Annotated in this window: 24 protein-coding genes; 16 read left to right on the top strand and 8 right to left on the bottom strand. The window is 65.5% G+C overall.

The annotated features are described in order from the left end of the window. Positions 1–130: 130 nt before the first annotated feature. The 3 genes from ACCO56_RS28100 to ACCO56_RS28090 all read left to right on the top strand — a co-directional run bounded on the left by ACCO56_RS28100 (position 131) and on the right by ACCO56_RS28090 (position 4,448). Positions 131–2,707, top strand: coding sequence for a DNA translocase FtsK (locus ACCO56_RS28100; protein ID WP_433644231.1), 2,577 nt, complete (start codon positions 131–133; stop codon positions 2,705–2,707). An 88-nt stretch (positions 2,708–2,795) separates the two neighbouring features. Then, positions 2,796–3,479 carry an outer membrane lipoprotein carrier protein LolA gene (locus ACCO56_RS28095; protein WP_433644230.1) on the top strand — a complete coding sequence of 228 codons (684 nt, stop codon included), beginning with the start codon at positions 2,796–2,798 and terminating at the stop codon, positions 3,477–3,479. A 162-nt stretch (positions 3,480–3,641) separates the two neighbouring features. After that, complete coding sequence (locus ACCO56_RS28090) at positions 3,642–4,448, top strand: exodeoxyribonuclease III (protein WP_433644229.1); 807 nt, start codon at positions 3,642–3,644, stop codon at positions 4,446–4,448. A gap of 181 nt (positions 4,449–4,629) precedes the next feature. Here ACCO56_RS28090 and ACCO56_RS28085 read toward each other — a convergent pair whose 3' ends face one another. Further along, complete coding sequence (locus tag ACCO56_RS28085) at positions 4,630–5,088, bottom strand: cyclic nucleotide-binding domain-containing protein (protein WP_433644228.1); 459 nt, start codon at positions 5,086–5,088, stop codon at positions 4,630–4,632. Between the two features lie 157 nt (positions 5,089–5,245). Next, positions 5,246–5,929, bottom strand: coding sequence for a response regulator transcription factor (locus ACCO56_RS28080; RefSeq protein ID WP_433644227.1), 684 nt, complete (start codon positions 5,927–5,929; stop codon positions 5,246–5,248). A 178-nt stretch (positions 5,930–6,107) separates the two neighbouring features. Here ACCO56_RS28080 and ACCO56_RS28075 point away from each other — a divergent pair, with 178 nt between their 5' ends. Further along, entirely contained in the window at positions 6,108–6,617 is a 510-nt protein-coding gene (locus tag ACCO56_RS28075; RefSeq protein ID WP_433644226.1) for a L,D-transpeptidase family protein, read from the top strand. Between the two features lie 39 nt (positions 6,618–6,656). Here ACCO56_RS28075 and ACCO56_RS28070 read toward each other — a convergent pair whose 3' ends face one another. Beyond that, positions 6,657–6,911 (bottom strand): hypothetical protein, encoded by a 255-nt coding sequence (locus ACCO56_RS28070; protein ID WP_433644225.1) that lies wholly within the window; start codon positions 6,909–6,911, stop codon positions 6,657–6,659. A 123-nt stretch (positions 6,912–7,034) separates the two neighbouring features. On the opposite strand from ACCO56_RS28070, the gene gcvA reads away from it, so the two are divergent. Further along, positions 7,035–7,958, top strand: coding sequence for a transcriptional regulator GcvA (gcvA, locus tag ACCO56_RS28065; RefSeq protein ID WP_433644224.1), 924 nt, complete (start codon positions 7,035–7,037; stop codon positions 7,956–7,958). Between the two features lie 120 nt (positions 7,959–8,078). On the opposite strand, the gene ACCO56_RS28060 is transcribed toward gcvA, so the two are convergent. The 5 genes from ACCO56_RS28060 to tsaD form a co-directional block, all read right to left on the bottom strand. Beyond that, the gene (locus ACCO56_RS28060) at positions 8,079–8,732 is read right to left on the bottom strand and encodes a class I SAM-dependent methyltransferase (protein WP_433644223.1); all 654 of its coding nucleotides are present in this window, start codon (positions 8,730–8,732) and stop codon (positions 8,079–8,081) included. A 204-nt stretch (positions 8,733–8,936) separates the two neighbouring features. Beyond that, a complete protein-coding gene (locus tag ACCO56_RS28055) occupies positions 8,937–9,362 on the bottom strand; it encodes an EVE domain-containing protein (RefSeq protein ID WP_433644222.1) in 426 nt (141 codons plus the stop codon). 29 nt (positions 9,363–9,391) lie between these two features. Beyond that, positions 9,392–9,688 (bottom strand): YciI-like protein, encoded by a 297-nt coding sequence (locus ACCO56_RS28050; RefSeq protein ID WP_433644221.1) that lies wholly within the window; start codon positions 9,686–9,688, stop codon positions 9,392–9,394. A 20-nt stretch (positions 9,689–9,708) separates the two neighbouring features. Then, positions 9,709–10,695 carry an NAD(P)H-dependent glycerol-3-phosphate dehydrogenase gene (locus ACCO56_RS28045; protein WP_433644220.1) on the bottom strand — a complete coding sequence of 329 codons (987 nt, stop codon included), beginning with the start codon at positions 10,693–10,695 and terminating at the stop codon, positions 9,709–9,711. Further along, positions 10,692–11,777 (bottom strand): tRNA (adenosine(37)-N6)-threonylcarbamoyltransferase complex transferase subunit TsaD, encoded by a 1,086-nt coding sequence (gene tsaD / locus ACCO56_RS28040; RefSeq protein ID WP_433644325.1) that lies wholly within the window; start codon positions 11,775–11,777, stop codon positions 10,692–10,694. The genes ACCO56_RS28045 and tsaD overlap by 4 nt, the downstream gene beginning before the upstream one ends. Before the next feature lie 147 nt (positions 11,778–11,924). Here tsaD and hemC point away from each other — a divergent pair, with 147 nt between their 5' ends. The 11 genes from hemC (at position 11,925) to ACCO56_RS27985 (ending at position 24,291) form a co-directional block, all read left to right on the top strand. Next, positions 11,925–12,854, top strand: a complete 930-nt coding sequence (gene hemC, locus ACCO56_RS28035; protein WP_433644219.1) for a hydroxymethylbilane synthase — start codon at positions 11,925–11,927, stop codon at positions 12,852–12,854. Next, positions 12,851–13,582, top strand: coding sequence for a uroporphyrinogen-III synthase (locus ACCO56_RS28030; RefSeq protein WP_433644218.1), 732 nt, complete (start codon positions 12,851–12,853; stop codon positions 13,580–13,582). The genes hemC and ACCO56_RS28030 overlap by 4 nt, the downstream gene beginning before the upstream one ends. A gap of 89 nt (positions 13,583–13,671) precedes the next feature. Continuing rightward, a complete protein-coding gene (locus ACCO56_RS28025) occupies positions 13,672–15,051 on the top strand; it encodes a COG4223 family protein (RefSeq protein WP_433644217.1) in 1,380 nt (459 codons plus the stop codon). A gap of 13 nt (positions 15,052–15,064) precedes the next feature. Beyond that, complete coding sequence (locus ACCO56_RS28020; RefSeq protein ID WP_433644216.1) at positions 15,065–16,624, top strand: heme biosynthesis protein HemY; 1,560 nt, start codon at positions 15,065–15,067, stop codon at positions 16,622–16,624. 92 nt (positions 16,625–16,716) lie between these two features. Further along, complete coding sequence (locus ACCO56_RS28015; protein WP_433644215.1) at positions 16,717–17,187, top strand: TerB family tellurite resistance protein; 471 nt, start codon at positions 16,717–16,719, stop codon at positions 17,185–17,187. Positions 17,188–17,422: 235 nt separating this feature from the next. Further along, positions 17,423–18,427: an AraC family transcriptional regulator gene (locus ACCO56_RS28010; RefSeq protein WP_433644214.1), complete on the top strand. Its 1,005-nt coding sequence runs from the start codon at positions 17,423–17,425 to the stop codon at positions 18,425–18,427. A gap of 251 nt (positions 18,428–18,678) precedes the next feature. Next, on the top strand, positions 18,679–19,077 hold the full coding sequence (locus ACCO56_RS28005; RefSeq protein ID WP_433644213.1) for a hypothetical protein: 399 nt from the start codon (positions 18,679–18,681) through the stop codon (positions 19,075–19,077). Between the two features lie 221 nt (positions 19,078–19,298). Then, positions 19,299–20,060 carry a glutamine amidotransferase gene (locus tag ACCO56_RS28000; RefSeq protein ID WP_433644212.1) on the top strand — a complete coding sequence of 254 codons (762 nt, stop codon included), beginning with the start codon at positions 19,299–19,301 and terminating at the stop codon, positions 20,058–20,060. 630 nt (positions 20,061–20,690) lie between these two features. Then, positions 20,691–21,902, top strand: coding sequence for an ROK family transcriptional regulator (locus ACCO56_RS27995; RefSeq protein ID WP_433644211.1), 1,212 nt, complete (start codon positions 20,691–20,693; stop codon positions 21,900–21,902). Further along, positions 21,899–23,185 (top strand): M20 family metallopeptidase, encoded by a 1,287-nt coding sequence (locus ACCO56_RS27990; RefSeq protein ID WP_433644210.1) that lies wholly within the window; start codon positions 21,899–21,901, stop codon positions 23,183–23,185. Before ACCO56_RS27995 ends, ACCO56_RS27990 begins: the two co-directional genes overlap by 4 nt. 38 nt (positions 23,186–23,223) lie before the next feature. Beyond that, the gene (locus ACCO56_RS27985; protein ID WP_433644209.1) at positions 23,224–24,291 is read left to right on the top strand and encodes a substrate-binding domain-containing protein; all 1,068 of its coding nucleotides are present in this window, start codon (positions 23,224–23,226) and stop codon (positions 24,289–24,291) included. Positions 24,292–24,313: the final 22 nt, after the last annotated feature.

Raw genomic sequence — 24,313 nt, 5'->3', positions numbered from 1 at the left:
TTTTGCCATCTCTAAGGCGCGCGGCGAACCGCATGGTTAATGCGCTCTTAACCTTCCCGGCCATAGTCTGGTGCCCGATTCCTTGCACACGGCCGGTTCGCCGGCCGTCCTTCTATGACGGGGTTCAGGCATGCGTTCCGAGCTTTCGGCGCCCCTTTCGCTGGATGGACAAAGTCGTGGGCTGCACGCTTTCGCGCGGCGCCAGCTCTGGCGTGCGATCGGCCTCGCCCTGTTCGGCTTCGTCGCCTTCGCGCTCGCTGCGCTCGGCACCTGGAACGTCGCCGATCCGAGCTTCAGCCACGCCACGGCCAACACGGTAACCAATGCGATGGGATATCCCGGCGCGGTCTTCGCCGACATTGCCATGCAGTTTTACGGCCTTTCCTCGGTCGCGGCCCTCGTGCCTGCCGTGATCTGGGGCGGCTTCCTCGCGACCGCGCGGGGAATCGACCGCATGGCGCGGCGCGCCCTGGCGTGGTTCGCCGCGTCGGTTCTGTTCGCCGCGATCGCCGGTTGCCTGACGCCGCCTGAGACCTGGCCTCTGCCGACCGGCCTGGGCGGCGTTTTCGGCGACATGGTGCTTCAGATCCCGGCCGGCATCACCGGTGCCTATCCGCGCGGCGTCGTGTCGATCGTGGTCGGCGCCATTCTGGCCGCTCCCGCCCTGTGGCTCTTCGCCTTCGGTTCCGGCCTGCTCCACCGGCCCGGCGGGCTCGGCGCCGTCATCGCCGAGCGCGAGAACCTGCGTACGGCCGAATCCGTGATCGACGAGGATGACGACGACGAGGACGAAGGCATGCTGGCGCTGGGCGCTGTCGCTCATTGGTGGCTCTCGGCGCGCGCCTTCTTCCGTCGTCACCTCGGTGGCCGCCTTCCGCTTCCCCGCTCCCGGCATGCCGACGAGGCCGACGAATTCGATCTGCCTGCGCCGCGCCGCGGAAGCCGCGGCCGTATCGAGCCCGACTTCGCGCCGCGCGAGCCCGTCGGCATGCGCGAGCCGCGCTTCGAGGATGACGATGACGCGGATTTCGACGAATTTGTTCCTGAAGGGATCATTCCCGAGGCCGCACAGCGCACCGGCCGCACGTCCGGCAGATCGCGCGTCGACAATCCCGCGCCCAGGCCGCAGCAGGGCGCGCGCGTGCAGCGCGAGGCCCAGACTTCCTTCATCGGCTCCGGCGCTTTCGAAATGCCGACGCTGCATTTCCTGTCCGAGCCGAAAAGCGTCGGCCGCGACCCCAGCCTCTCCAAGGATGCGCTCGAACAGAACGCCCGCCTGCTCGAAGGCGTGCTCGAGGATTTCGGCGTCAAGGGCGACATCATCCATGTCCGGCCGGGTCCCGTCGTCACGCTCTACGAGCTCGAGCCGGCGCCCGGCATCAAGTCGTCGCGCGTCATCGGCCTTGCCGACGACATCGCCCGCTCGATGAGCGCCATAGCCTGCCGTGTGGCCGTTGTGCCGGGTCGCAACGCGATCGGCATCGAGCTGCCCAATGCCAAGCGCGAGACGGTCTATCTTCGCGAGATCCTGGCCAGCCGCGACTTCGAGCAGACCAAGGCGAAGCTCGCCCTGGCGCTCGGCAAATCCATCAATGGCGAGGCCGTCATCTCCGACATCGCCAAGATGCCGCACGTGCTGGTGGCCGGCACCACCGGCTCGGGCAAGTCGGTGGCCATCAACACGATGATCCTGTCGCTGCTCTACCGCATGACGCCGAAGGATTGCCGGCTGATCATGATCGACCCGAAGATGCTGGAACTCTCCGTCTATGACGGCATCCCGCATCTGCTGACCCCCGTCGTGACGGACCCGAAAAAGGCCGTCGTCGCGCTCAAATGGACGGTGCGCGAGATGGAGGATCGCTACCGCAAGATGTCGAAAGTCGGCGTGCGCAACATCGACGGCTTCAACGCCCGCGTCGCCGCCGCCGCCCAGAAGGGCGAGACGATCTCGCGCACCGTGCAGACCGGCTTCGATCGCGAGACCGGAGAAGCGGTCTACGAGACGGAGGACCTCGATCTCGAACCGATGCCCTATATCGTCGTCATCATCGACGAGATGGCCGACCTGATGATGGTCGCCGGAAAGGATATCGAAGGCGCGGTGCAACGGCTTGCCCAGATGGCGCGCGCTGCCGGCATCCATGTGATCATGGCCACCCAGCGCCCCTCCGTCGACGTCATCACCGGCACCATCAAGGCCAATTTCCCGACCCGCATCTCCTTCCAGGTGACGTCGAAGATCGACAGCCGCACCATTCTCGGCGAGCAGGGCGCTGAGCAGCTCCTCGGCATGGGCGACATGCTCTACATGGCCGGTGGCGGGCGCATCCAGCGCGTGCACGGGCCTTTCGTCTCCGACGACGAGGTCGAGAAGGTCGTGGCCCATCTCAAGCTGCAGGGCGTGCCGGAGTATCTTGACGCCATCACCCAGGACGACGACGAGGATGACGGAGAGTCGTCCGGCCGCTCGGGCGGCGGCGGCGGTGGAAATATGGAGGATTCGGAAGATCCCTACGATCAAGCCGTGGCGGTGGTGCTGCGCGACGGCAAGGCTTCGACCAGCTACATCCAGCGCCGCCTCGGCATCGGCTACAACCGCGCCGCCTCGATCATCGAGCGCATGGAGAAGGAAGGGATCGTCGGACCGGCCAATCATGCCGGGAAGCGGGAGATCCTGGTTCCGACCGAAGAGGACAAATTCTAGTGAGCGCGGAACCCTTTTGACGCGCCAAACTTAAGCCCAACTACATGCCTATCGAGCAGCCAAGTCGACGAACAGGAAAGATCACGGCATGACGAGCGAGACCAGCAAGCCCCCCTTCCTTACGACACGGCGCGATTTCCTCGGCCTCTCGCTGGCGGCCCTGGGCGTGGCGCTCGTCGGCAACGCCGTGCCCGGCCTCTCGGCGGTGGCGCAGGCACAGGCTGCCACCGATACCGCCCAGCGCATTGCCGACCATTTCTCCAGCGTGCGCTCCATGACCGGAGAGTTCGTGCAGTTCGGACCAAAGGGCGAGCAGACCGGCGGCAAGTTCTTCCTCCAGCGGCCGGGCAAGATCCGTTTCAACTATGATGCGCCGTCCGCCTTCCGGGTCATCTCGGACGGCAAGTCGGTCATTCTCAACAACCCGCGGCTCAAGACCTACGATCTCTATCCGCTGTCGAAGACGCCGCTGAAGCTCCTGCTCGACGACCACATCGATCTTTCCGGCGACAAGGTCAGGAGCGTGCGCGAAGAGCCCGACATGACGACGATACAGATCGTCGACAGGTCGGTGTTCGGCAATGCCCGGCTCACCATGATGTTCGATCCCAAAAGTTACGAACTGCGTCAATGGACGCTCACGGACGCGCAGGGCAAGGACACGACGGTGATGATCTTCAACGTGCAGCAAGGCGTGCGTTTCGCGGCCGACACGTTCAGGATCGACTATGAGAAGGCTGCGGCATCGCGCGGCGCGCGCAACATGCGCTAAGCATCTCGCGCGATCCAGTCGAGCGAGATGCTTTAGCTGCACATTTTCGGGCCACATGCAATAACCGGCGCCTTGCCTTAACCGTCAGAGGCTGGCACTTGCTGCAGGGCGACATGCTCGACGATCTCGGGCTGTCGCTTTCTCTTTGCCGGAACGCCTTTCATGCCATTTTCGATAGTCACGTGGAACATCAACTCGGTCAGGCTGCGAATGCCGATCGTCGAGCGCCTCCTCAACGAGTACGCGCCAGACGTGCTGTGCCTGCAGGAGACAAAGTGTCCGGACGAGCAGTTCCCGACGGCGGCATTCCGCAAGCTCGGCTACCAGCACGTCGCCTTCAACGGCCAGAAGGGCTATCACGGCGTGGCGACGATTGCCCGCCGCCCGATCGAAATCGTCGAGAAACGGCAGTTCTGCGGCATCGTGGACAGCCGGCATCTGGCGACAAGGCTGGATGTGGGCGGCCATTCGCTGCTGCTGCATAATTTCTACGTGCCGGCGGGCGGCGACGAGCCCGACCCGGAGATCAATCCCAAATTCCGGCACAAGCTCGATTTCGTCGAGGAGATGCGGGCGGTGAAGGCGGATGTGGCCGATTTCAGCGCATCGGTGCTGGTGGGCGACCTGAACATCGCGCCGCTGGAAAACGACGTCTGGTCGCATAAGCAGCTTCTCAACGTCGTCAGCCACACGCCGATCGAAACCGAGGGCTTCGAGGCCATGCGCAATGCTTGCCGTTGGGTCGATCTGATGCGCATGCGCGTGCCGCCGGAAGAGAAGCTCTACACGTGGTGGAGCTACCGGGCGAGGGATTGGGAGGCTTCGAACCGCGGCCGCCGTCTCGACCACGTCTGGTCGTCGGAAAACATCAAGGGCGATTTGCTCGATATCGAGATCCTGCGTGCCGCGCGCGGCTGGGACCGGCCGTCGGACCACGTGCCGGTGATTGCCAGATTCGCGTGGGAGTGAGGCGACCCCTCATCCGACCTCGCTTCGCGAGGCCACCTTCTCCCCCAGGGGGAGAAGGTGGAGCTTGGCATGGGCGTATTTGCTAATTGCGAATGCTGGCGATTGGCATAGGCGTTGCGGCCGGCCTTCCCTTCTCCCCTTGTGGGAGAAGGTGGCCCGAAGGGCCGGATGAGGGGTCGCCTCACTCGCCGAATTTCGGCCCGAGCCGTTCGATATCGCTCACCAGCCGCTGCAATTCGGCGGCGATGCGTTCGTAGAGCGTCACGGCGACTTCGGGGAATTCCTCGAGGATGCGACGGAACAGGCTGCGGCTGAGCCGGAGGAGTTCCGAATCATCGGCGACCACCGCGTCGGTCAGCCGATTCGAATCGGCGATCAAGGCGAGCTCGCCGAGGATCGTGTCCGGCCCGGCGGTGCCGACGGAAATGCGTTCGCCGCCCTCGATTTCCCGGAACAGTTCGATGCGGCCGGAGACGACGATGAAGGCGCTGTCGGCCTGATCGCCCTCGCGATAAAGGATCCGGCCGGCCGGAATCCGCATGTTTTCCGCTCCGAAGGCCAGCAGGCGCAACTGTTCCTGCGTCAAGCCATCGAACAATCCCACTCCGGACAGGATGCGGACGTCATCATCCAGCGCCATTATGTCCCCGGCTCGACAGAGCGCCATGTTCAAAGACGCTCTATCTCCTTGTTAAAGCAGCATTCATGCGACGCCAAGCGATCCCGCCTGGCCGCAAAAATGCCCTAGGCACCGGGTCCCTCCCGTCCTGCGGCATTCCCCCCTCTCCGCAAACTGGTCAGGGAACCAGCTTGTAACCTCCGCTTTCTGTCACAAGAATTTCCGCATTGGAAGGATCGCGCTCGATCTTCTGCCGCAACCGGTAAACATGGGTCTCGAGCGTGTGGGTCGTGACGCCGGAATTATAGCCCCAGACTTCCTCGAGAAGTATGTCGCGGGTAACGACCTTCTGGTCGGCTCGATAGAGATATTTGATGATGGAGGCCTCTTTTTCGGTGAGCCGCACCTTGCCGCCGCGCTGGTCGATCAGCAGCTTCTGGCTCGGCTTGAAGGTGTAGGGGCCTACCGTGAAGGTTGCATCCTCGCTCTGCTCATGCTGGCGAAGCTGCGCGCGGATGCGGGCGAGCAGCACGGCGAATCGGAACGGCTTCGTCACGTAGTCGTTGGCGCCGGCCTCCAGCCCCAGGATCGTGTCCGAATCGGTGTCGTGGCCGGTGAGCATGATGATGGGCGCCTTGTAGCCGCCCTTGCGCAGGATCTTCACCGCCTCGCGGCCGTCCATGTCGGGCAGGCCGACATCCATGATCAGGAGGTCGACCATACCGCCGCGCGCCGCGTTCACGCCCTTCGCGGCCGTCGCCTCCTCCAGCACGTCGAACTCGTCATAGAGCGACAATTGCTCGACGAGCGTGGCGCGCAGGTCTTCATCATCATCGACGATCAGAATGGTCCGGGAGGTCATGGCTCAATCCATTGCTTCGAAATCGAGAATATAGTTGACCGGCAGGCCTTTATGCGAATCCTTGCGAGCCGCGGACGGCAGGGTGATTTGCTTCGTGATCCGATCATACTCCAAAAGATCATATTCAAGAAAAAGTGAGCGCAATGGGGCGGACCGAAAAATCGGCAGTCCTTTCACCATGTTGACGGTGCGGGCTCGGCCGGGGAACCCCTCCCAGGGCCTGATCAACATCGATGGCACGGTGTTTCCCTGTGCACTGGGCAGGGGCGGCATCTCCGCCAACAAGCGGGAAGGAGACGGGGCCACGCCGCTGGCCTCCATGCGGCTTCTCTCTGGCTATTTCCGGCGCGGTCGATTCGCGATGCGCGGCGCGCTGCCGCTCAAGGCCATCTCGCCTGATCTTGGCTGGTGCGAGGTGCCGGACGACCGCAACTACAACCGCCCGGTCGAGATCCCTTACGCAGCGAGTCACGAGCGCATGAAGCGCGACGACAATCTCTACGACGCGGTCATCGTGCTCGATTGGAACATCCGCCCGCGCCGGCGCGGACGCGGCAGCGCGATCTTCTTCCATCTGGCGCGGCCGGGCTTCACACCCACGCAGGGCTGCGTGGCGGTCTCCCATGCCGTGATGGCGCGATTGCTGCCGCGCCTGTCGCGGCGGACGGTGATGAGAGTGTTGCGGTAGAAGGACGCACGGCCAAGCATCGGCGCAATCCCGCGGAGGCTACCGCAAGCGCCTGCGCGGCTTGGCCCAGCCGGCGTCGTGCAAGGAAATGCCGGTGATCTCGGCCTCGACCGCCCTGGAGATGTTGCGGCGCTCGACCCCGACATCACGCAGATAGTGCTCCGAGAGACTGTCCAGTTCGCTTTCGGCGGCGCGGTACCGTAAAGCATCGCGAAACTGGCGCAGTGTCCGCCGGATCGCTTTTGCCAGCCACAAGGATTCCCGCTCCGGGAAACATTCCGTCGCCGCGGCCATGATACTGTTCCTTCAAATGGAATTTGATGATTTCACTTTTCGAGAAGAAAACTATCCGTTTGAATCGAAGTAAGGAAACGAGTAATTCTTGCTCGACCAGATAGTTTCGTTTGAAGATCAGAGATGACGCCCCACATCCCGGGAATGCGCGCGCTGCGGACGCTGGAGGCGGCCGGGCGGCATCTCAACTTCACGCGCGCGGCTCTGGAGCTCGGCCTCACACCGGCGGCGGTCAGCCATCAGATCAAGGAGTTCGAGGAGCAGCTTGGCGTCGCGCTGTTTTCCCGCACCAGCCGGACGATCGAACTCACAGAGGCCGGGATGCTGATCCATGAGGCGGCGTCGGAAGCTCTCGAGCGCATGGCGCGCGCGGTGGCGCGGGCCCGTCGCGTCAAACGCGGTGCGACAGAGCTCAAAGTGACGGCTGACGCGACCTTCGCGTCGAAATGGCTGTTGCCAAGGATCGACCGTTTTCGCAGGCGCGAGCCGCAGTTCGAACTGCGTTTCGACATTTCCGAAGAGCTGCGCGACTTCGGTTACGACGATATCGATATCGGCATTCGTTTCGGCGCCGGCGTCTATCCAGGCCTGATGGCCGAGCGCTTGTTCGACAATGTGATCATCCCGGTCTGCAGTCCGCTCCTCCTCAAGAATGGACCGCCACTGGCAGAGCCTCGCGACCTGCTGCGCCACACGCTCGTCCATATCGAATGGTCGCGGCAGGGCGTGACCTGGCCGAACTGGCATACATGGATGGCGGCGGCAGGAATCGAAGATTTCGACGACAGCCAATGCGTGCTTTTCGAGGACAGCTCGCATGTCGTGCAGGCCGCGCTCGAAGGCAATGTCGTGGCGCTCGCCGATTTCGCCATGGTCGCCAACGACCTCTCAGCCGGGCGGCTGGTCCGGCCCTTCGACATCGGCGTGAAGATGCCGCCCGACTTCGCCTACCACCTTGTCTATCCGTTGGAGGCGGCGGCCGATCCCCGTATCAAGGCTTTTCGCGACTGGATCGTGGAGGAGGCGCGAGATGGGGCAGGAGAGTGACGCCAACAGCCTACAGTGCCTCTTGTGAACAGGATTCGGCGACGCGCTGTAGGTCCTTGATTTGCGCATGTCTTTTTCCCGAAACCGCTGCACACTTTCGGGAGACATGCTTCAAGCCGCTTAGACGAACCGCCATACGGTGGTCTTCTTGACCTCCGCATCCTCCAGCGCCCGCGTCACCGGCACCTGGTAGACCGCAAGCCGCTGCAGCCGGTCTTTCGGCAGGTAGGAGCGGCCGGGGTCGCCGACCAGGACCAGCGCGCCGCGTGCGGCGAGCGCCTCGAACCACGGCACGAGTCGGGCGGCGAAGGCCCGGTCGTAGAAGACGTCGCCGGCCAGCACCACGTCCCAGCCACGGTCCTGGCCCACCAGGTCGTCGGCGGTGAATTCGGGCCGGACCTCGTTCGCTTCGGCATTCAGCCGGAGCGCCGCCCTGCAGAACGGGTCGATGTCGGCGCAGAGCACCTTGTCCGCCCCGGCCTTCAGTGCCGCGATGCCGACCAGGCCCGAGCCGGCCGCGAAGTCGAGAACGTCGAGGCCCTTCACCGTTTCGGGATGATCGAGAACGTAGCGGGCAAGGCCCTGCCCTCCGGCCCAGGCGAAGGCCCAGAAGGGCGGCGGCAAGCCGATCTCGGCCAGTTCCTCCTCGGTCTTCAGCCAGAGATCATGCGCCTCGTCGGCCAGATGAAGGTGGATTTCGGGTACGTGCGGGGGCTGGCAAAGCGCGGTGTTGGCGCGAACGAAGGGTTCGAAATCGGCGGGGGCGAGGGGCACTAGGGCTGGTCCGGGAAGGTTGGCGCCCTACGTTGCCCCCCTCTGTCCTGCCGGACATCTCCCCCACAAGGGGGGAGATCGGCCTTCATTTCCGTTTTCGCCAATCGGCAATGTTGCAGAGGGATCGCCGTCGCCGCTGACAGCCAATCTCCCCTCTTGTGGGATCCGGCAGGACAGAGGGGGCAACGTAGGGCGTCACTGTTTTCAAGGTATCGGGCTTACCCCACCCATGCCGCAGACTTCCTTCCATTCCGCCGGCGTCACCGGCTGGACGGAGAGGCGGCCGAGGCGGACGAGCGCCATTTCGGAAAGTTTGGGATTGGCCTTGATGTCCTGCAGCGTCGGCGGGTTCGGCACGTCGCGTACGGCGCGGATGTCGACGCATTCCCAGCGCGGGTCGTCGGTGGTCGAATCAGGATGGGCCAGCTTGCAGACTTCGGCGATGCCGACGATGTCGAGACCTTCGTTTGAATGATAGAAGAAGCCGAGATCGCCGATCTTCATGGCGCGCATATTGTTGCGCGCGGCATAATTGCGCACTCCGTCCCACTCCGCGCCGGCCTTGCCCTTGGCTTTCAGGTCCGCGAAAGAGAAGACGGAGGGTTCGGATTTGAACAGCCAATAGTTCATGTCGGTCCCCGAGTTTGCTCGTGCGGAAGCTATGCGTTTGCCGGATTGTTGAAAACCCAGTTCCAGGCGCGGATCTCGACCTTCTCGAAGAGGCCGGCCCTGGCGTAGGGGTCCTGATCGGCAAGCGCCTTGGCGGCGGCCGTGTCGGCGACGTCGAGCACGACGAGGCTGCCGGTCGGCTTGCCCTCCTCGCCGAGAAAGGGGCCGGCGAATTTGAGCTTGCCCTCGGCGTTGAGCGCCTCGAGGAAGGCTACATGCTCAGGCCGCGTGTCGAGACGCACCTGCAGATGGCCGGGCTTGTCGTTGCAGATCAGCGCAAAGAGCATTTCTCTTTCCTCTCTCCTTATCATTCGTCTTCCGCGCGCAGCGGGCGCGACATCAGGCTCGACACCGCTTCGCCGATGGTGGCCGCACCGTCGAGCAACTGATCGACGGCGGTGATGATGGGCGCCGGGATGCCCTTTTCGCGGGCGAGCCTGGCGGCGATCGAGGCGGTCGGCACGCCTTCCGCGAGCGGCAGGCCGTCGAGCTTTTCGCCGCGTCCCAGCGCCAGGCCGTAGGCGAAGTTGCGCGATTGCGCCGAGCCGCAGGTGAGGATCAGGTCGCCGAGGCCGGAAAGCCCCATCATGGTTTCCGGCCGGGCGCCGAAGGTGGCGGCGAAGCGGCGCAGCTCCACGAAGCCGCGCGTCACCATGGCCGCCTGGGCACTGGCGCCGAGCTTGGCGCCTGCCACCGTGCCGGCGGCTATGGCGAGCACGTTCTTCAGCGCGCCGCCCACCTCGACCCCGGCGAGATCGTCGGTCGAGTAGCAGCGGAAGCTCTGGGTCGAAAGAAGGGCGGCGAGCCCGGCCGCGCGCTCGCCGTCGGGCGAGGCCACGACCACCGCGGTAGGCAGGCCGCGCGCCACGTCTGTAGCGAAGCTCGGGCCGGACAGCGCGGCCACGGGATGTTCGGGCAGGATGTCCGTGACGATGGTGGAGAGCAGCCGGCCGCTGGAGCGTTCGATGCCCTTGGCGCAAAGCACGAGCGTTGCGGATTTCGGGATGAGCGGCCCCACGGTTTCGAGCACGCTGCGCATGGTCTGTGCCGGCACGACCAGGAGCACGTGATGGGCGTCGTCGAGGGCTTCGGCAGCGTCCGCCGTCGGGTTGACGGCCGGGTCGATGGCGATGCCGGGGAGGTAGCGCGGGTTCTCGCCGCGCTTGGCAATGGCCTCGACGGTCTCGGCGTCGCGCGCCCAGAGCCGGACCTCGTGGCCGGCGCTTTTCGCCACCATTGCCAGGGCCGTGCCCCAGGCGCCGCCGCCGAGAATGGTGAAACGGGATGAAGTCATGCCTTGGCTCCCCGGCGGCCGGAGCCGATCAGCGGGATCGACGATGTGTCGAGCGGCCAGCGCGAACGCGGCGCCGTCGTCATCGCGTCGGGCTCCTCGATGCCGGCGCGGATGTGCTCGATGCCGGCCCAGGCGATCATCGCGGCATTGTCGGTGCACAGCACCTGAGGCGGCGCGACGAAGCGAAAGCCGTGCCTCTTGCACGTCGTCTCAAGGGCGGTTCGGATGGCGCGGTTGGCGGCGACGCCGCCGGCCACCACAAGCACGGGCTCGGCCACGGCGGGCTGCTCCCGGTGGAAACGTTCGAGGCTGCGCGACACCCGGTCGACCAGCGTTTCGGCAATCGCCGCCTGGAAGGAGGCCGAGATGTCGGCGACATCCTTGTCGGAGAGCGGGGCGATCGCGCTCGCCGCCTGGCGCACGGCCGTCTTCAGGCCGGAGAAGGAGAAGTCGGGTCGGGCCTCGCCCTTGAGCGGGCGGGGGAAGGCGAAGCGCCTGGGGTCGCCATCCCTTGCCGCCTTCTCGACATTGGGTCCCCCGGGATAGGGCAGGCCGATCAGCTTGGCCGTCTTGTCGAAGGCCTCACCCAATGCGTCGTCGATCGTGGTCGCCCAGCGCTCGTAATCGCCGACGCCGCGCACCAGCACGATCTGGGTATGGCCGCCGGAGACGAGCAGGAGGAGATAAGGGAAGGCGAGGCCGTCGGTGAGCCGTCCGGTAAGGGCGTGACCCTCGAGATGGTTGACGGCGATCAGCGGCTTGCCCGAGGCGGCGGCGATCGCCTTCGCCGTCATCAGCCCGACGATCAACCCGCCGACCAGGCCGGGGCCTGCCGTCGCCGCCACGGCGTCGATGCGGTCCAGCGAAACGCCGGCATCCGCCAGCGCCGCCTCTATGACCCCGTCCAAGGCCTCGACGTGAGCCCGCGCGGCGATCTCCGGCACGACACCGCCGAAGGCGGCATGCTCATCGATCTGACTCAGGACGACGTTGGAAAGAATCTCAGGGCTTTCGCGGCCATCGCAGGCGACGACGGCCGCGGCGGTTTCGTCGCAGCTTGTCTCGATGCCGAGAACGCGTATTGTCGCTCCGTTCCGATCCATTGCCGGGCCGCTCTTTCCATTCGCTCCTGCGGCATTTGTGCCGTGCCGAGTGATTTCACTTGGCCGCAAAATGCTCTAGGACTGCCGGGCAAATGCCCGCCGGCGCGGGTTAACACGGACCGAGCAATGCAAACAACTGTCTTGAAGATCGGCACCAGGGGCAGCGCGCTCGCGCTGGCGCAGGCCACCGAGACGCGGGCCCGCCTGATGGAGGCCCATGGCTTGCCGGAAGAGGCGTTCGCGATCGTGCCGATCGCTACCACCGGGGACAGGATCCAGGACCGGCCGCTGTCGGAGGCCGGCGGCAAGGGCTTGTTCACCAAGGAACTCGAGGAGGCGCTGCTCGACGGGCGTGTCGACATCGCCGTGCATTCCTCCAAGGACATGCCGACCGTGCTGCCCGATGGCCTGCATCTCTCGGCCTTCCTGCCGCGCGAGGATGTGCGCGATGGCTTCATCGGCCGTGCGGCCTCCCGGCTCCTGGACCTGCCGAAAGGGTCGACAGTAGGCTCCTCGTCGCTGCGCCGCCAGGCGCTGATCCGCCGCTTGCGACCCGACCTCCAGGTCGTGACCTTCCGCGGCAATGTCCAGACCCGGCTGCGCAAGCTCGATGAGGGCGTCGTGGCGGGAACGCTGCTGGCCAATGCCGGCCTGCGCCGGCTGAGTCTCGATCATGTCATCACCGAGCTCCTGCCGATCGACCTCTTCCCGCCGGCGCCGGGCCAGGGCGCGATCTGCGTGGAATCGCGGATCGGCGATGCCGCCACCGACGGACTGCTGGACGCGATCAATCATCGGCCGACCAGCCAGGCGCTCGCCTGCGAGCGCGCGTTCCTCGCCGCGCTCGACGGCTCCTGCCGCACACCGATCGCCGGCCATGCGACGATCGACTCGGACCGGCTCGCCTTCAAGGGGCTGATCCTGACGCCGGATGGCCGCGAAGCGCATGAGGCTTCGGGTGAGGGGTCCGCGTCGGATGCCGCCGCGATCGGCCGTCAGGCCGGGGAAGCCGTGCGGGCAAGGGCTGGCGCCAGTTTCTTCGACGGGTGGTCGTGAACCGGGTTCTGGTGACGCGACCGCAGCCCGGCGCCGCCGCGACGGCGGACCGGTTGCGGGGGCTGGGCTTCGACGCGATCGTGCTGCCCCTGACCGAAATCAGGGCCCTGCCGGTCGAGAAGCCGCCCTCCACCGAAACTGTCGATGCGGTCGCCGTCACGAGTGCCAATGCCCTGCGCCACGCGCCGCCGGGGCTGATCGCCGATTTTCGGCACAAGACGTGTTTCGCCGTAGGTGGCGAGACGGCTGCGGCCGCCCGGAAGGCCGGCTTCACCGATGTCGTGACGGGGCCGGGGGATGCGGCTGGTCTGGTGCCGATCATGTTGCACGCCTTGCCTGCGGGCGCTCACGTCCTTCATCTCTGCGGGCGCGTGCGTGTCGGCGGTTTGGAGAAGGGATTGAGCCGAGGCGGATTGGCGATCACCGAACTCGAAATCTACGACGCGCCGCTTATACCCTACGCCCCCGAAACAATTCTTCTGCAGCTTGGGCCAGGGCCTTTCAGAGCTGTTCTCGTTCACTCGGCACGGGCCGCTTCCCGGCTCGCCGAACTGGTGGCGTGGCCGCAAGTGGCGCCGCTGTTTGCCGAGACGCTCTTTTTTTGCCTGTCTTCGCGGATAGGCGCGGCTCTGGCTGGAATTCCACAGACAAAAATCTTCTGGGCGCCCGCGCCGGAAGAGGCGGAATTGCTGGCGCTTCTGCGGCGGCATCTGGACGCTCGCACTTGACCCCGCCTCTTTTCGGCCGAGGTTGATATTATAGAGCAATGCGCGGGGCCGGTCCGGTTCCGCGAACGGCAGGATCGGAGCTCTGGTTGATGGTCAAGACCCCGAAGACGCGGCATTCCAAGGCCCATAGGGACCCTGTAACGATCGATCTCGGGCCGGAGGAGGTCTCGCGAATCGAAGAGCCGAAGCCGGACGCCGGGAATGACACGGCGGCCGAGGAAACCGCCGCCCCCGAAACCCCGACTGCCGATGGCGATTCGTTTCGCGAAGCACCCGCGGAAGCGAGGGAGCCGGAGGGCGACAAGTCGCTGGACGATGAGCTCACCGCCAAAATCGGTTCCGAGCCGCCTTACACCAGCGCATTCGGCCGCTCGGCGGGCGACGAGCAGGCCGACGCCGAGCAGGACGAGCCCAGCGGTACCGGGCGCGGGCTGCTTGCCGGCTTGGCCGGCGGCGTGATCGCCCTTCTCGGCGCGGGCGCGCTGCAATATGCCGGGCTTGTGCCGGCTCCCGGCAATGCGGAAACGAACAGCCTTCACACCGAGATCGGCGTGTTGCGGCAGGAGATCAACGGATTGAAGGACAGCGCGGGCGTCGCCGACGCCGAAGGTTTCCGCAAGGTTCTGTCCGATTCAAACGCAAGGGTGGACGGGCTCGCGACCTCGCTGGACAAGGTCGCATCCGATCTTGCCGGCCTGCGTGACGCTGCGTCCTCCGGCGGCGCAGGAGACGGTGCCGCGGTGCAGGCGCTCGACCAGAAGATCAAGGAACTGGAAAGTGCGCTCGCCGCGTTGGGCGACGGCGGCGGAGTGCAGGCTCTGGGCGCTTTGAACGAGAAGATCGCTTCGGTGGAAAGCGCACTCGCAGCGGCGAAGACGACGGCGGATGCCGCCAATGCGAGGCTCGCCGGGCTAGAGGAAAAGGTCGCGGGGATTTCCGAGAAGCTCGAGGAACAGGCGGGCCAGCCACGCGTGGCACTGGCCATCGCCGCTTCGGGGCTCAAGGCCGCACTCGATCGCGGCGGGCCTTTCGCGACCGAGTTGGACACCTTCGCCGCCGTCGCGCCGGACGCGCCGGAACTTCCGGAGCTGCGTCCGTTCGCCGAAAAGGGCGTGCCGTCTCGCGACGATCTCGTCGCCGCGACCGCGGCCGCCGCGAACGCCATGGTCGACGCATCGCAGGTGGTCGACGAGAATGCCGGCATCGTCGACCGGCTGGTCGCCAGCGCCAAATCAATGGTCAAGGTACGGCCGACCGGCGCCGTCGAAGGCGAGGGCGTACCGGAAAAGGTGGCCCGTCTCGAAGCGGCCGTGAAGGAAGGCAACCTCGCCAAGGCGCTTGCCGAATACGATTCGCTGCCGGAAGCCTCGCGGGCGGCCGGTGCCGGCTTCGCCGAAAGTCTGCGCGGTCGTCTCAAGGTCGAGGAACTCGTCGACAAGGCGCTGGCCGGCGCCTTGAAGCCGGCGTGAGGGGCTGAAGCCGATGATCCGTATTCTTGTGTTCCTGCTGATCGTCTTCGGCCTCGGCCTCGGTTTCGCCTGGCTTGCCGACCGGCCCGGCGACATGGTCGTCACCTTCCAGGGCTACCGCTACGAGGTATCGCTCATGGTGGCGGCCGTCGCGATCACCGCCATCGTGGCGGCGACGATGATCCTGTGGTGGCTGGTGAAGGCTATCTGGAACAGCCCCTACACGATTTCGCGCTATTTCCGGGTGCGCCAGCGCGACCGGGGCTATCAGGCGCTGTCCACCGGCATGATCGCGGCCGGCGCCGGCGACGCAGTGCTGGCGCGCAAGAAGAACAAGGAAGCGGCGAAGCTCATCAGCTCCGACCAGGAGCCGCTGATCCAGTTGCTGGACGCGCAGACCTCGCTGCTCGAAGGCGATCATGACGCCGCGCGCAAGAAGTTCGAGATGATGCTCGACGATCCCGAGATGCGGCTGCTCGGTCTGCGCGGTCTCTATCTCGAGGCCCAACGCCTGGGTGATCGCGACGTCGCGCGACACTATGCGGGCCGTGCGGCGGCGATCGCGCCGCAACTCTCCTGGGCGTCGGACGTGGCGCTCGGCGACAAGACGCAGGCTGGCGACTGGGATGGCGCGCTGGCGCTGCTCGACACGCAGAAGGCCAGCCATCAGATCGGTCGTGATGCCGTCAACCGCAGACGCGCCGTGCTGCTCACCGCCAAGGCCATGGCCATGCTCGATTCCGATCCGCTGGCGGCCAAGAATGCCGCCGTCGAGGCCAATCGGCTCGCGCCGGCGCTGGTGCCGGCCGCGGTGACCGCGGCCCGCGCCCTCTTCCGGCAGAACGATCTGCGCAAAGGCTCCAAGATCCTGGAGGCGATCTGGAAGGTCGAGCCTCATCCGGAAGTCGCCGATGCCTACGTCCATGCGCGGCCGGGCGACGCCACGCATGACCGGCTGTCACGCGCCAGGCGGCTGCAGTCGCTGCGCCAGAACAATGTCGAATCCTCTCTCGCTTTGGCGCGCGCCGCCCTCGATGCCGGCGAGCTCAAGCTGGCTCGGCAGGAGGCGGAGGCGGCGATCCGCATGGAGCCGCGCGAGAGCGCGTATCTGCTGCTCGCCGATATCGAGGAAGCCGAGACGGGCGACCAGGGCCGCATCCGCCAGCTCCTGGGCAAGGCAGTGCGGGCGCCGCGTGATCCCGCCTGGGTGGCCGACGGCTACGTGTCGGAGCGCTGGGCACCCTGCTCGCCGGTGACGGGCAAGCTCGATGCGTTCGAGTGGCGCGTGCCGGTGGAACGGCTTGGTCAGGTGATCGAGCAGGAAAAGGATGAGCCGCGCCCCGCCCTGGCGGCGGTATCCGGAGCGCCCGCGCCCGCCCGACCCGAGCCGGACGTGCCCTCGGTCGTGCCGGAACCGGACGAACTGGCCGTCATAGATCACGTCGACGTCGAGCCGGCACGGAAAGGCGACGAGACCGGACGGAGCGGCGCCGGCCGGCCGCCTCTGCCGGACGATCCCGGCGTCGAACCCGATGAAACCGCCGAGCCGCCCAAGCGTTTCGGCCTCTTCTGACTGGAGTGCGTGCGCAGGCCAACTGGCCTATCTAAAAAACGCCTTTTCCAGGCATTATTTAGCGCTCGTCTCAGGCTTCCGGATTTCTCCCCATGATCGAACGTCTCCTGTCCTTTCTGAAAGACCTGCCCGGCGGCGCGTCCGGTTCCTTCGATGGCAAGGACGACCCGAAGGTCGCCGCCGCCGCGCTGATGATCCATGTCATGGACGCTGATGGCGAGCGCCAGCAATCGGAGATCAGCCGTCTGAAGGAAACGCTGTCGGAACATTATGATGTCCATGGCCAGGCTCTCGAAGCCTTGTTCCGGGCCGCGGAGAAGGCCGACCAGGAAGCGATCGACCTTTATGCCTTCACCAGCGTGCTGAAGCGACATCTCGACGAGAAGGCGCGCGCCGAGTTCATCGGCATCATGTGGGACGTCGTCTATGCCGACGGCGAGATGCACGAACTGGAGGACAATACGGTCTGGCGTGTCGCAGAGCTGATCGGCGTCGATAGCCGCGAGCGCATCGCCTTGCGCCAGCGCGCCCAGCGCGAAGCACAGGACGGAAAGATAAACTAAAGCAAGTCTCCCGAAGTGTGCAGCCGTTTCGGGACAGACATGCGCAAATCAAGAACCTACAGCGCAGCGCCAACCTGCAGATCGACCAGACAACTTTGGCTCGAATGAAGTCTCGCCAGCTCGCCTCGAGGCTGCTATGAGAAGGACATTGTGCATCTCGCGGTTGTGACGGCGTCAATTGGTCCTCGCCGCGTCGGATGCATCTAGACCGACGCATCCTGCGGGGAAAGAGGCCGTGGACAGGCTCGATAGCTCAGCCGCGATGCGCTGCCTGGAGGTCTCCTCTGATCGGTTTCCCGCGGATCTCGACGAGCGCGGGCGGCTAAGCCACTGGCTGGAGATGTCGGAGGCATTCTACGCATCGCGCGATCTGAACAATGCCGACGACAAGCCATTCTTCGTCCGCCTCAGCGTCTCAAGGGTTGGGCCTATCCTCCTCGACGAATATGAAAGCACGTTGACCCGCCATGCCCGAAGCGCGCGCCACATCGCTGCCGACGGCACCGACGATTTCTGCCTCGGGCTCAATTGCGGGGGGCGTCCACTGGTCCAAAAGCAGCTGCGGCGGGAAGTCGTTCACGATCCCGGCTCGTTCGGCCTGCATTCATTCGCCGAGCCCGGCGAACTGTACAGTCATCCGCTCAATCGCTGGCAATCGATAAAATTGCCTGGCGCCCGGCTCCGGGCGCTCGTGGCCGATGCCGAGGACCTTGTCGCCCGGCCGCTTGACCGTGACCTGCCGGCAGCCCGCCATTTGACCCGCTACATGGCGCTTCTGTTCGAGCCAGGCGGTCTCGCCGAGAGCGATCCGGGGCTCGACGAGCATATTGCGGAAACACTGACCGACTTGACGGCGCTGGTCCTCGGGGCAGGCCGGGAAGCCGCAGAGCTGGCTGGCACGCGGGGTCTTCGCGCGGCGCAACTGAAGCTCCTTCTCGCGGAAATCAAGCAGCGCTTTGCCGATCCGGCGATCTCGCCGGAGAGCGTAGCGCGGCGCCTTTGCCTTTCGCCTCGCTACGTCCAAGACCTGTTGCACGGCACCGGCCGGAGCCTCACCGAAAGGGTCCTCGAGCTTCGTCTCCAAAAAGCGCGCCAGATGCTCGCCGATCCCCGTTACGACAAGTGGAAGGTGATCGAAATCGCGGATGGTTGCGGGTTTAACGACCTCTCCTATTTCAATCGCTGCTTCCGACGTCGCTTCGGCGCCACACCAACGAGCCTTCGCGGGCGCCGCGTCTAGAGCATTTCGCAGCCGACCGGATTCGGTCGGCGTCGCGAGAATGCGGCAAAAACAAAGACCTAAAGCGTGTCACCCGAATCCGATTGCCAGCGACACGCTTCAGGCACGAGCCGGTTATAACCGCACCTCGCACGCCGCTTTGCGCATCCGTCCAAATCCACTGCGCTCCCGACCAAGACATCCGCCTGGACAGCGCCTAGGAGCGTGTCGTCGCGCCGATGCAGGTCGCGAGGTTTTTGGAGGGAAGTGAGATGAAGATTCTTGTACTTCGCAGCTTGTTCGCGGCCCTGTTCCTGCTGCTCGGGTCCCCGACTATTCGCACCGACGGCGGTGCCATCGGTTTCTCTCCTGCCTCGCCAGCCTTCGCGCAAGAGGCATGCAGCGCTCCCAAGTCTGTGGTTGGCCGCGCAGAACGGCGGCAGTATCAGCAATGGTGCCGGGAAGCAGCAACACGCGACACGCAGGCCGCAGCGAGCTCGACTCTGGCCGCCGCCGGAGGCCCGCAGGAGGTCTGGTGCCCGCCATCGTCCACTCAATGCTATTGCTGGAACGGCAAGCACTACAACGGATGCAAGAACTTTAAAGCCCATTGCACGGACGACCTGACCTGTGGCCCCGGCGGAAAAGTCTGCAGCTGTACTTCCAGGTGATAAAAATCACGATCGTGACGCGTTACAGGCGCAGCAATGCTGCCGCAGCAACGCTGCGCCTTCGCCTTGCGAATTGACACGCGTCAGAATTCCGGTCCAGGAACGCGGTTTTTCCGTGCTTCCGGTGTCCGCCAGCCTCATGTACGCTCAGCACCGATTCTCGCAAACCGGATCATCTGCTCCACCGCAGCGAATTCTGAACGGTGTCTGAAATTCAGCTCATGTCGTCGAAACGCCGTCCGAAAATCCTCGTCGTGCTGCACCAGGAAACGTCGAGTCCGGGCAGGGTCGGGCATCTGCTCATCGAAAACGGCTTCGACCTCGACATATGCCGCCCGCCGCTCGGTGATCCGCTGCCGGAGACCCTCGAGGAACATGCCGGCGCCGTGATGTTCGGCGGACCGATGAGCGCCAACGACAAGGATGACTTCGTGCGACGCGAGACCGAATGGCTCGCCGTTCCGCTCAGGGAGAACCGGCCCTTCCTCGGCATCTGCCTTGGCGCGCAAATGCTGGTCAACCATCTCGGCGGCAGGGTCGAGGGCCATGGTGACGGGCTGGTCGAGATCGGCTGGTATCCGATCCGCCCGACAGAGGAGGGCAAGGCGCTGATGCATTGGCCCGAGATGGTCTACCAGTTCCATCGCGAGGGTTTTTCCCTTCCGTCCGCCGCGACGCTGCTCGCCACCTCCGAAACCTATCCTAACCAGGCCTTCCGCTACGGCGACAACGCCTGGGGCATCCAGTTCCACGCGGAGCTGACCAGGGTGATGATGCATCGCTGGGTGGTCCGCGGGGCGCATCGTTTCGAGCTTCCCGGCGCGCAACCCGGCCGCGACCATCTCGGCGGCCGGATGATCTGGGACATGCATCTCAAGCGCTGGCTCGACGAGTTCCTGGAGCTGGTCTTCGAAGGCAAGACGAAGGGCAAGCAGAAGCCCGCCCGCCGCGGCGGCCCGCTGCTGTCGGTGCCGGGGCGGTAGCCTTGTCCGCCTGTGGCGGAGGCTATGAGGCGCCCTTTTTCTGCACCGTCGGGCGCGCGGCCGCGAGGAAACGGAATGGATACTCGGATCACCTCGCTGCGCTCGGGTCCGAGTATGACGAAGCTTCTGTGGCAACGCCAATCGCAAACGTCGGACGTTAGCGGAGCACATCTATGCAGCTCGTCATACCCGGACCTGAGCGCAGCGAGGTGATCCGGGTATCCATTCCGTTACATCTCAGCCATTGCTACGCAGCAACCGGTGCCGGATCGAGAGCATCAATCCCGAATGGTTGGAGCTGTTCCGGTGAGGGGGCTGTTCTGCGCTGTCGGGTGGCCGGCCGCCAGGGCACGGAATGGATACTCGGATCAACCTCGCCCTTCGGGCTCGGGTCCGAGTATGACGAATCGCGTTTAGGGCAGCGCCAATCGCCAACGTTTGCGGTTAGCGTCCACATCGGAGCTTCGTCGTACTCGGACCCGAGCGTAGTGAGGTGATCCGAGTATCCACTCCGTTCCCTGGCCACCGGCTGCCCGACGGTGCAGAACTGCCATCATGCCGATTGACACAACGGAAATTCCAGCTCAATAATTAGTTCGTCAAGGTGCCGAACTAAAAGGGCAGTTCCCGGTGAACGCTTCACGCTCACCTCTGGTCAGGCAATATTCGCGGCGGTTGGTCGCCGAGATCCTGTTGAAGGGCGAGCCGATCTCGCGTGCGGATCTCGCCCGCACGACCGGTCTTTCCAAGCAGACCATGTCGGAAGTGATCGGCGAGCTGGAAGCGGGCGGATGGGCGAGGCCGGTCGGCGTCACCACGGGCGGCCCGGGCCGCAACGCCGTGACCTTCGAGATCGCGGCGGAGGCGGCATTCTCGCTGGGTGTGGATCTGGGCGGCACGAAAATCTCGGCGGCGCTTGCCAATCTGCTTGGCGAGATCGTCGCCGAAACGACGGAGCCGACCGACCCGCGCGGGGGCCGGCACGTCCTCAACCAGATCCATCGGCTGGCGCTGCGGCTCGCCGCCGAAAGAGGGGTGGATGCCACGCGGATCGGGAGCGTCGTTGTCGGCTCTCCCGGCGTGCTCGACCGCGCCAGCGGCGCCATCGCGCTCGTCCCGAACATAAGCGGTCTGTCGGAGATGGACGTCGTCTCGATGCTGAGCGGCCTCTTTCAGCGGCCAGTGGCGATCGAGAACGACGTCAACCTCGCAATGCTGGGCGAGGCCTGGCGGGGCTGCGCCCGGGGCTGCGAGAATGCCGCGTTCCTGTCGCTCGGCACCGGCACAGGTCTCGGCCTGATCGTCAACGGCAAGCTGGTGCGCGGCGCCACCGGAGCCGCGGGTGAAATATCCTACCTTCCCGTCGGCTCCGAACTGCGCTCGGCGCAAGCGCTGGCGGTGGGCGCCTTCGAACTGGAGGTCGGCTCTCACGCGATCGTCCGCCGTTTCCGGGCGAAAGGCGGAGGACAGGCGGAAACCGTGCGGGACGTCTTCGCGCGGCTGAACAGCGGCGATACGATTGCGGAAGCCGTGCTCGACGAGACAGCACGGACCCTGTCGCTGGCGGTCGCCGCGCTCTGCTCCATTCTCGATCCGGAGATGATCGTGATGGGCGGCAGCATCGGCATGCGCTCGGAACTGCTGGCGCGGGTCGCGGCCGAGCTACCGCAGGTTTTTGCGCGGCCCGTCATCGTCGTGCCGAGCGCGCTCGGCAATCGTGCGGGTCTGGTGGGCGCCTTGTCGTCTGCCGTCAGCACGCTGCACAACCAGCTTTTTGGAATGGCCGGGCTGCCCGGCGACATCGCGCTGCCGGGCGCTCCCATCGCGAGGGCCGCCGAATGACCATCGACAGTGAACTTGTCTCCCGCCTGCGCTCCGCTCTCGACGCGGAGGCGGCCATCTCGCTTCTGCGCCGCGCGGTCGGCACGCCCAGCATCACGGGTGAGGAGGCGGCCTTCGCACGGCTGCTCGGCACCGAACTCGAAGCGCTCGGCGCGAGCGACGTGACGCTGTCCGATTTCGCGCCCGGCCGCCCCAATGTGCGCGGGCTCCTGCGCGGCGAGGGCGACGGCCCCTGCCTTTTGCTCACGGGTCACACCGATACGGTTCATGTTCGCGGCTGGGCAGAGCGCTGGGCGGGAACCGAGCGCGAGAGCCCGTTCTCCGGCGCCATCGTCGATGGCGCGATGTGGGGCCGCGGCACGGGTGATCTGAAGGCCGGCATCTGCACGACGCTCGCCGCGGCGCGCCTGCTTCGGGCTGCCGGGCTGAAACCCGCCGCCGATCTTCTCTTCGCCTTCATCGGCGACGAGGAAAGCGGCGAGCTCGGTTCCGGCGTCAGCGCGGGTATCAAGGCCTTTGTCGCCGACATCGAGGCCGGCGCGGTGCCCAGGCCCGATTTTGCCATCTATGTCGAGCCGACCCGGCTCAATATCTATCCCGCCCAGATGGGCTTCCTCATCTGCGACATCACCATTGCCGGGCGCTCGGCCTATTTCGGCCTGCCTGAACTGGGCGTCGATGCGCTGAAGGCGGCGCATTCGGTCCTGTCGGCGATCTGGGTTCACTCGGCCGAGTTGGAGGCGCGGGCGCCCCACGAACTGGTTGGCCGGCCATTCGCGCTGGTCACGGGATTGGAGGGAGGCGGCTACATCGCCGTTCCCGGCGAATGCCGCATCAGCCTTATCCTCAAGCTGCTTCCGGGGGAAAGCCTGGACGACGCCGTGGCAGGCCTCGAGGCGGCGGTGCGCAGCGCACCCGTCGCCGACGGCATCACGATTTCGTTTGCCTATCCGGCAGGGCGGGACCACGCCATCGGCGGCACGCCGTCGGAAGTGCCCGCCGACCTGCGGGCGGTCGGACTGCTCAGGGAGGCGATCCTTGCAACGCGCCCGGATCGCGGCCGGATAGAAGGCGCGCCCTACTGGTCGGAAGCGCCTTTCCTGATCAACCGCCTCGGCATCCCGACCGTCTATTGCGCGCCCGGCGACATCAGCAATTGCCATACGCTCGAGGAACATGTGGTCGTCCAGGAATATCTCGACGGCATCGTCGCCTTCGCCGCTTTCCTGGCGAGGTTCGACCGAAGCGTTCTCGCGAGATTAGAGCGCAGCGTCATCGCTTAACCGCCCGGCATGGGCAAATAAAAGGGGAGAAAGCAATCATGTCGTGGAAGCAGAAAATCATGGTGGCCGCCCTGGGCGGCATGCTCGCCTTCGGCGCGGCTGGCTTCGCGGTGGCGCAAACCGTCGGTCCCAATGGCGAGGCGGCCACGCCATCGAGCGCACTGACGCTCAGCGACGCGGAGGTCGCCAAGCTCAAGGAGGGCAAGTTTACCGCTGCTCTCCTCTGGCACACCTCGTCGGATTTCGTGAGCGCGGTGACGGCCGGCGCCACCGACGAGTTCAAGCGGCTCGGCATCGAGGTGGTGGCGACGACCGACGCCGGCTTCGATTCCGCCAAGCAGCTTTCCGACGTGGAGACGGTTCTGGCCAAGTCGCCCAGCGCCATCCTGGCGCTGCCGCTCGATCCGGTCGGCTCGGCGAAGGCCTTCCAGGCGGCCAAGGACAAGGGAGTCAAGCTGGTGTTCCTGTCCAACGTGCCGTCCGGCTACAAGCAAGGCACGGACTATGTCGCGATCGTGACCGACGACCTCTTCCAGATGGGCAAGCAGGCGGCGGACGTGCTCGCCAAGTCGCTCGACGGCAAGGGCAAGGTCGCCTGGATTTTCCATGACGCGCAATATTACGTCACCAACCAGCGCGACAACGCTTTCAAGGCCACGATCGAGAAGGACTACAACGACATTTCGATCGTCGACAGCCAGGGCATCGCCGATCCGGCGCGCGCCGAGGAGATCGGACAGGCGTTGCTGACCAAGACGCCCGATCTCGACGGCATCTATGTGACTTGGGCCGAGCCCGCCGAAGGCGTTCTCGCCGCCCTGCGCTCGGCTGGGAACGCCAAGACGAAAGTGGTCACCCTCGACCTTTCCGAACCGGTGGCGCTCGACATGGTGCGTGGCGGCAATGTCGCGGGCATCGTCGCCGACAAGGCTTATGAACTCGGCCGCGCCATGGCGACCGCGGCCGCCTATGGGCTGCTCGGCAAGGAAGCCCCAGCCTTCGTCGTCGCCCCGGCGATCACGGTGACCAAGGAGAACGTCGCCGACGGCTACAAGGAATCGCTCAATCGCGATGCGCCGCAGTCCGTTCTGGACGCGGCCAAGTAGGTTCGGCGGGTCGCGGGCCAGG

The sequence above is a fragment of the Mesorhizobium sp. 1B3 genome, assembly GCF_050958605.1.
Classification (GTDB): Bacteria; Pseudomonadota; Alphaproteobacteria; order Rhizobiales; family Rhizobiaceae.
The sequence above is the reverse complement of the archived record's forward strand: the minus strand, read 5'-3'. Positions and strand labels throughout refer to the sequence as shown.

What these genes read in the sequence shown, in the direction of transcription:
- ACCO56_RS28100 (WP_433644231.1), top strand. Translation starts at nt 131, where the DNA reads ATGCGTTCCGAGCTTTCGGCGCCCCTTTCGCTGGATGGACAAAGTCGT.
- ACCO56_RS28095 (WP_433644230.1), top strand. Translation starts at nt 2,796, where the DNA reads ATGACGAGCGAGACCAGCAAGCCCCCCTTCCTTACGACACGGCGCGAT.
- ACCO56_RS28090 (WP_433644229.1), top strand. Translation starts at nt 3,642, where the DNA reads ATGCCATTTTCGATAGTCACGTGGAACATCAACTCGGTCAGGCTGCGA.
- ACCO56_RS28085 (WP_433644228.1), bottom strand. Translation starts at nt 5,088, where the DNA reads ATGGCGCTGGATGATGACGTCCGCATCCTGTCCGGAGTGGGATTGTTC.
- ACCO56_RS28080 (WP_433644227.1), bottom strand. Translation starts at nt 5,929, where the DNA reads ATGACCTCCCGGACCATTCTGATCGTCGATGATGATGAAGACCTGCGC.
- ACCO56_RS28075 (WP_433644226.1), top strand. Translation starts at nt 6,108, where the DNA reads ATGTTGACGGTGCGGGCTCGGCCGGGGAACCCCTCCCAGGGCCTGATC.
- ACCO56_RS28070 (WP_433644225.1), bottom strand. Translation starts at nt 6,911, where the DNA reads ATGGCCGCGGCGACGGAATGTTTCCCGGAGCGGGAATCCTTGTGGCTG.
- gcvA (WP_433644224.1), top strand. Translation starts at nt 7,035, where the DNA reads ATGACGCCCCACATCCCGGGAATGCGCGCGCTGCGGACGCTGGAGGCG.
- ACCO56_RS28055 (WP_433644222.1), bottom strand. Translation starts at nt 9,362, where the DNA reads ATGAACTATTGGCTGTTCAAATCCGAACCCTCCGTCTTCTCTTTCGCG.
- ACCO56_RS28050 (WP_433644221.1), bottom strand. Translation starts at nt 9,688, where the DNA reads ATGCTCTTTGCGCTGATCTGCAACGACAAGCCCGGCCATCTGCAGGTG.
- ACCO56_RS28045 (WP_433644220.1), bottom strand. Translation starts at nt 10,695, where the DNA reads ATGACTTCATCCCGTTTCACCATTCTCGGCGGCGGCGCCTGGGGCACG.
- hemC (WP_433644219.1), top strand. Translation starts at nt 11,925, where the DNA reads ATGCAAACAACTGTCTTGAAGATCGGCACCAGGGGCAGCGCGCTCGCG.
- ACCO56_RS28025 (WP_433644217.1), top strand. Translation starts at nt 13,672, where the DNA reads ATGGTCAAGACCCCGAAGACGCGGCATTCCAAGGCCCATAGGGACCCT.
- ACCO56_RS28020 (WP_433644216.1), top strand. Translation starts at nt 15,065, where the DNA reads ATGATCCGTATTCTTGTGTTCCTGCTGATCGTCTTCGGCCTCGGCCTC.
- ACCO56_RS28015 (WP_433644215.1), top strand. Translation starts at nt 16,717, where the DNA reads ATGATCGAACGTCTCCTGTCCTTTCTGAAAGACCTGCCCGGCGGCGCG.
- ACCO56_RS28005 (WP_433644213.1), top strand. Translation starts at nt 18,679, where the DNA reads ATGAAGATTCTTGTACTTCGCAGCTTGTTCGCGGCCCTGTTCCTGCTG.
- ACCO56_RS28000 (WP_433644212.1), top strand. Translation starts at nt 19,299, where the DNA reads ATGTCGTCGAAACGCCGTCCGAAAATCCTCGTCGTGCTGCACCAGGAA.
- ACCO56_RS27990 (WP_433644210.1), top strand. Translation starts at nt 21,899, where the DNA reads ATGACCATCGACAGTGAACTTGTCTCCCGCCTGCGCTCCGCTCTCGAC.
- ACCO56_RS27985 (WP_433644209.1), top strand. Translation starts at nt 23,224, where the DNA reads ATGTCGTGGAAGCAGAAAATCATGGTGGCCGCCCTGGGCGGCATGCTC.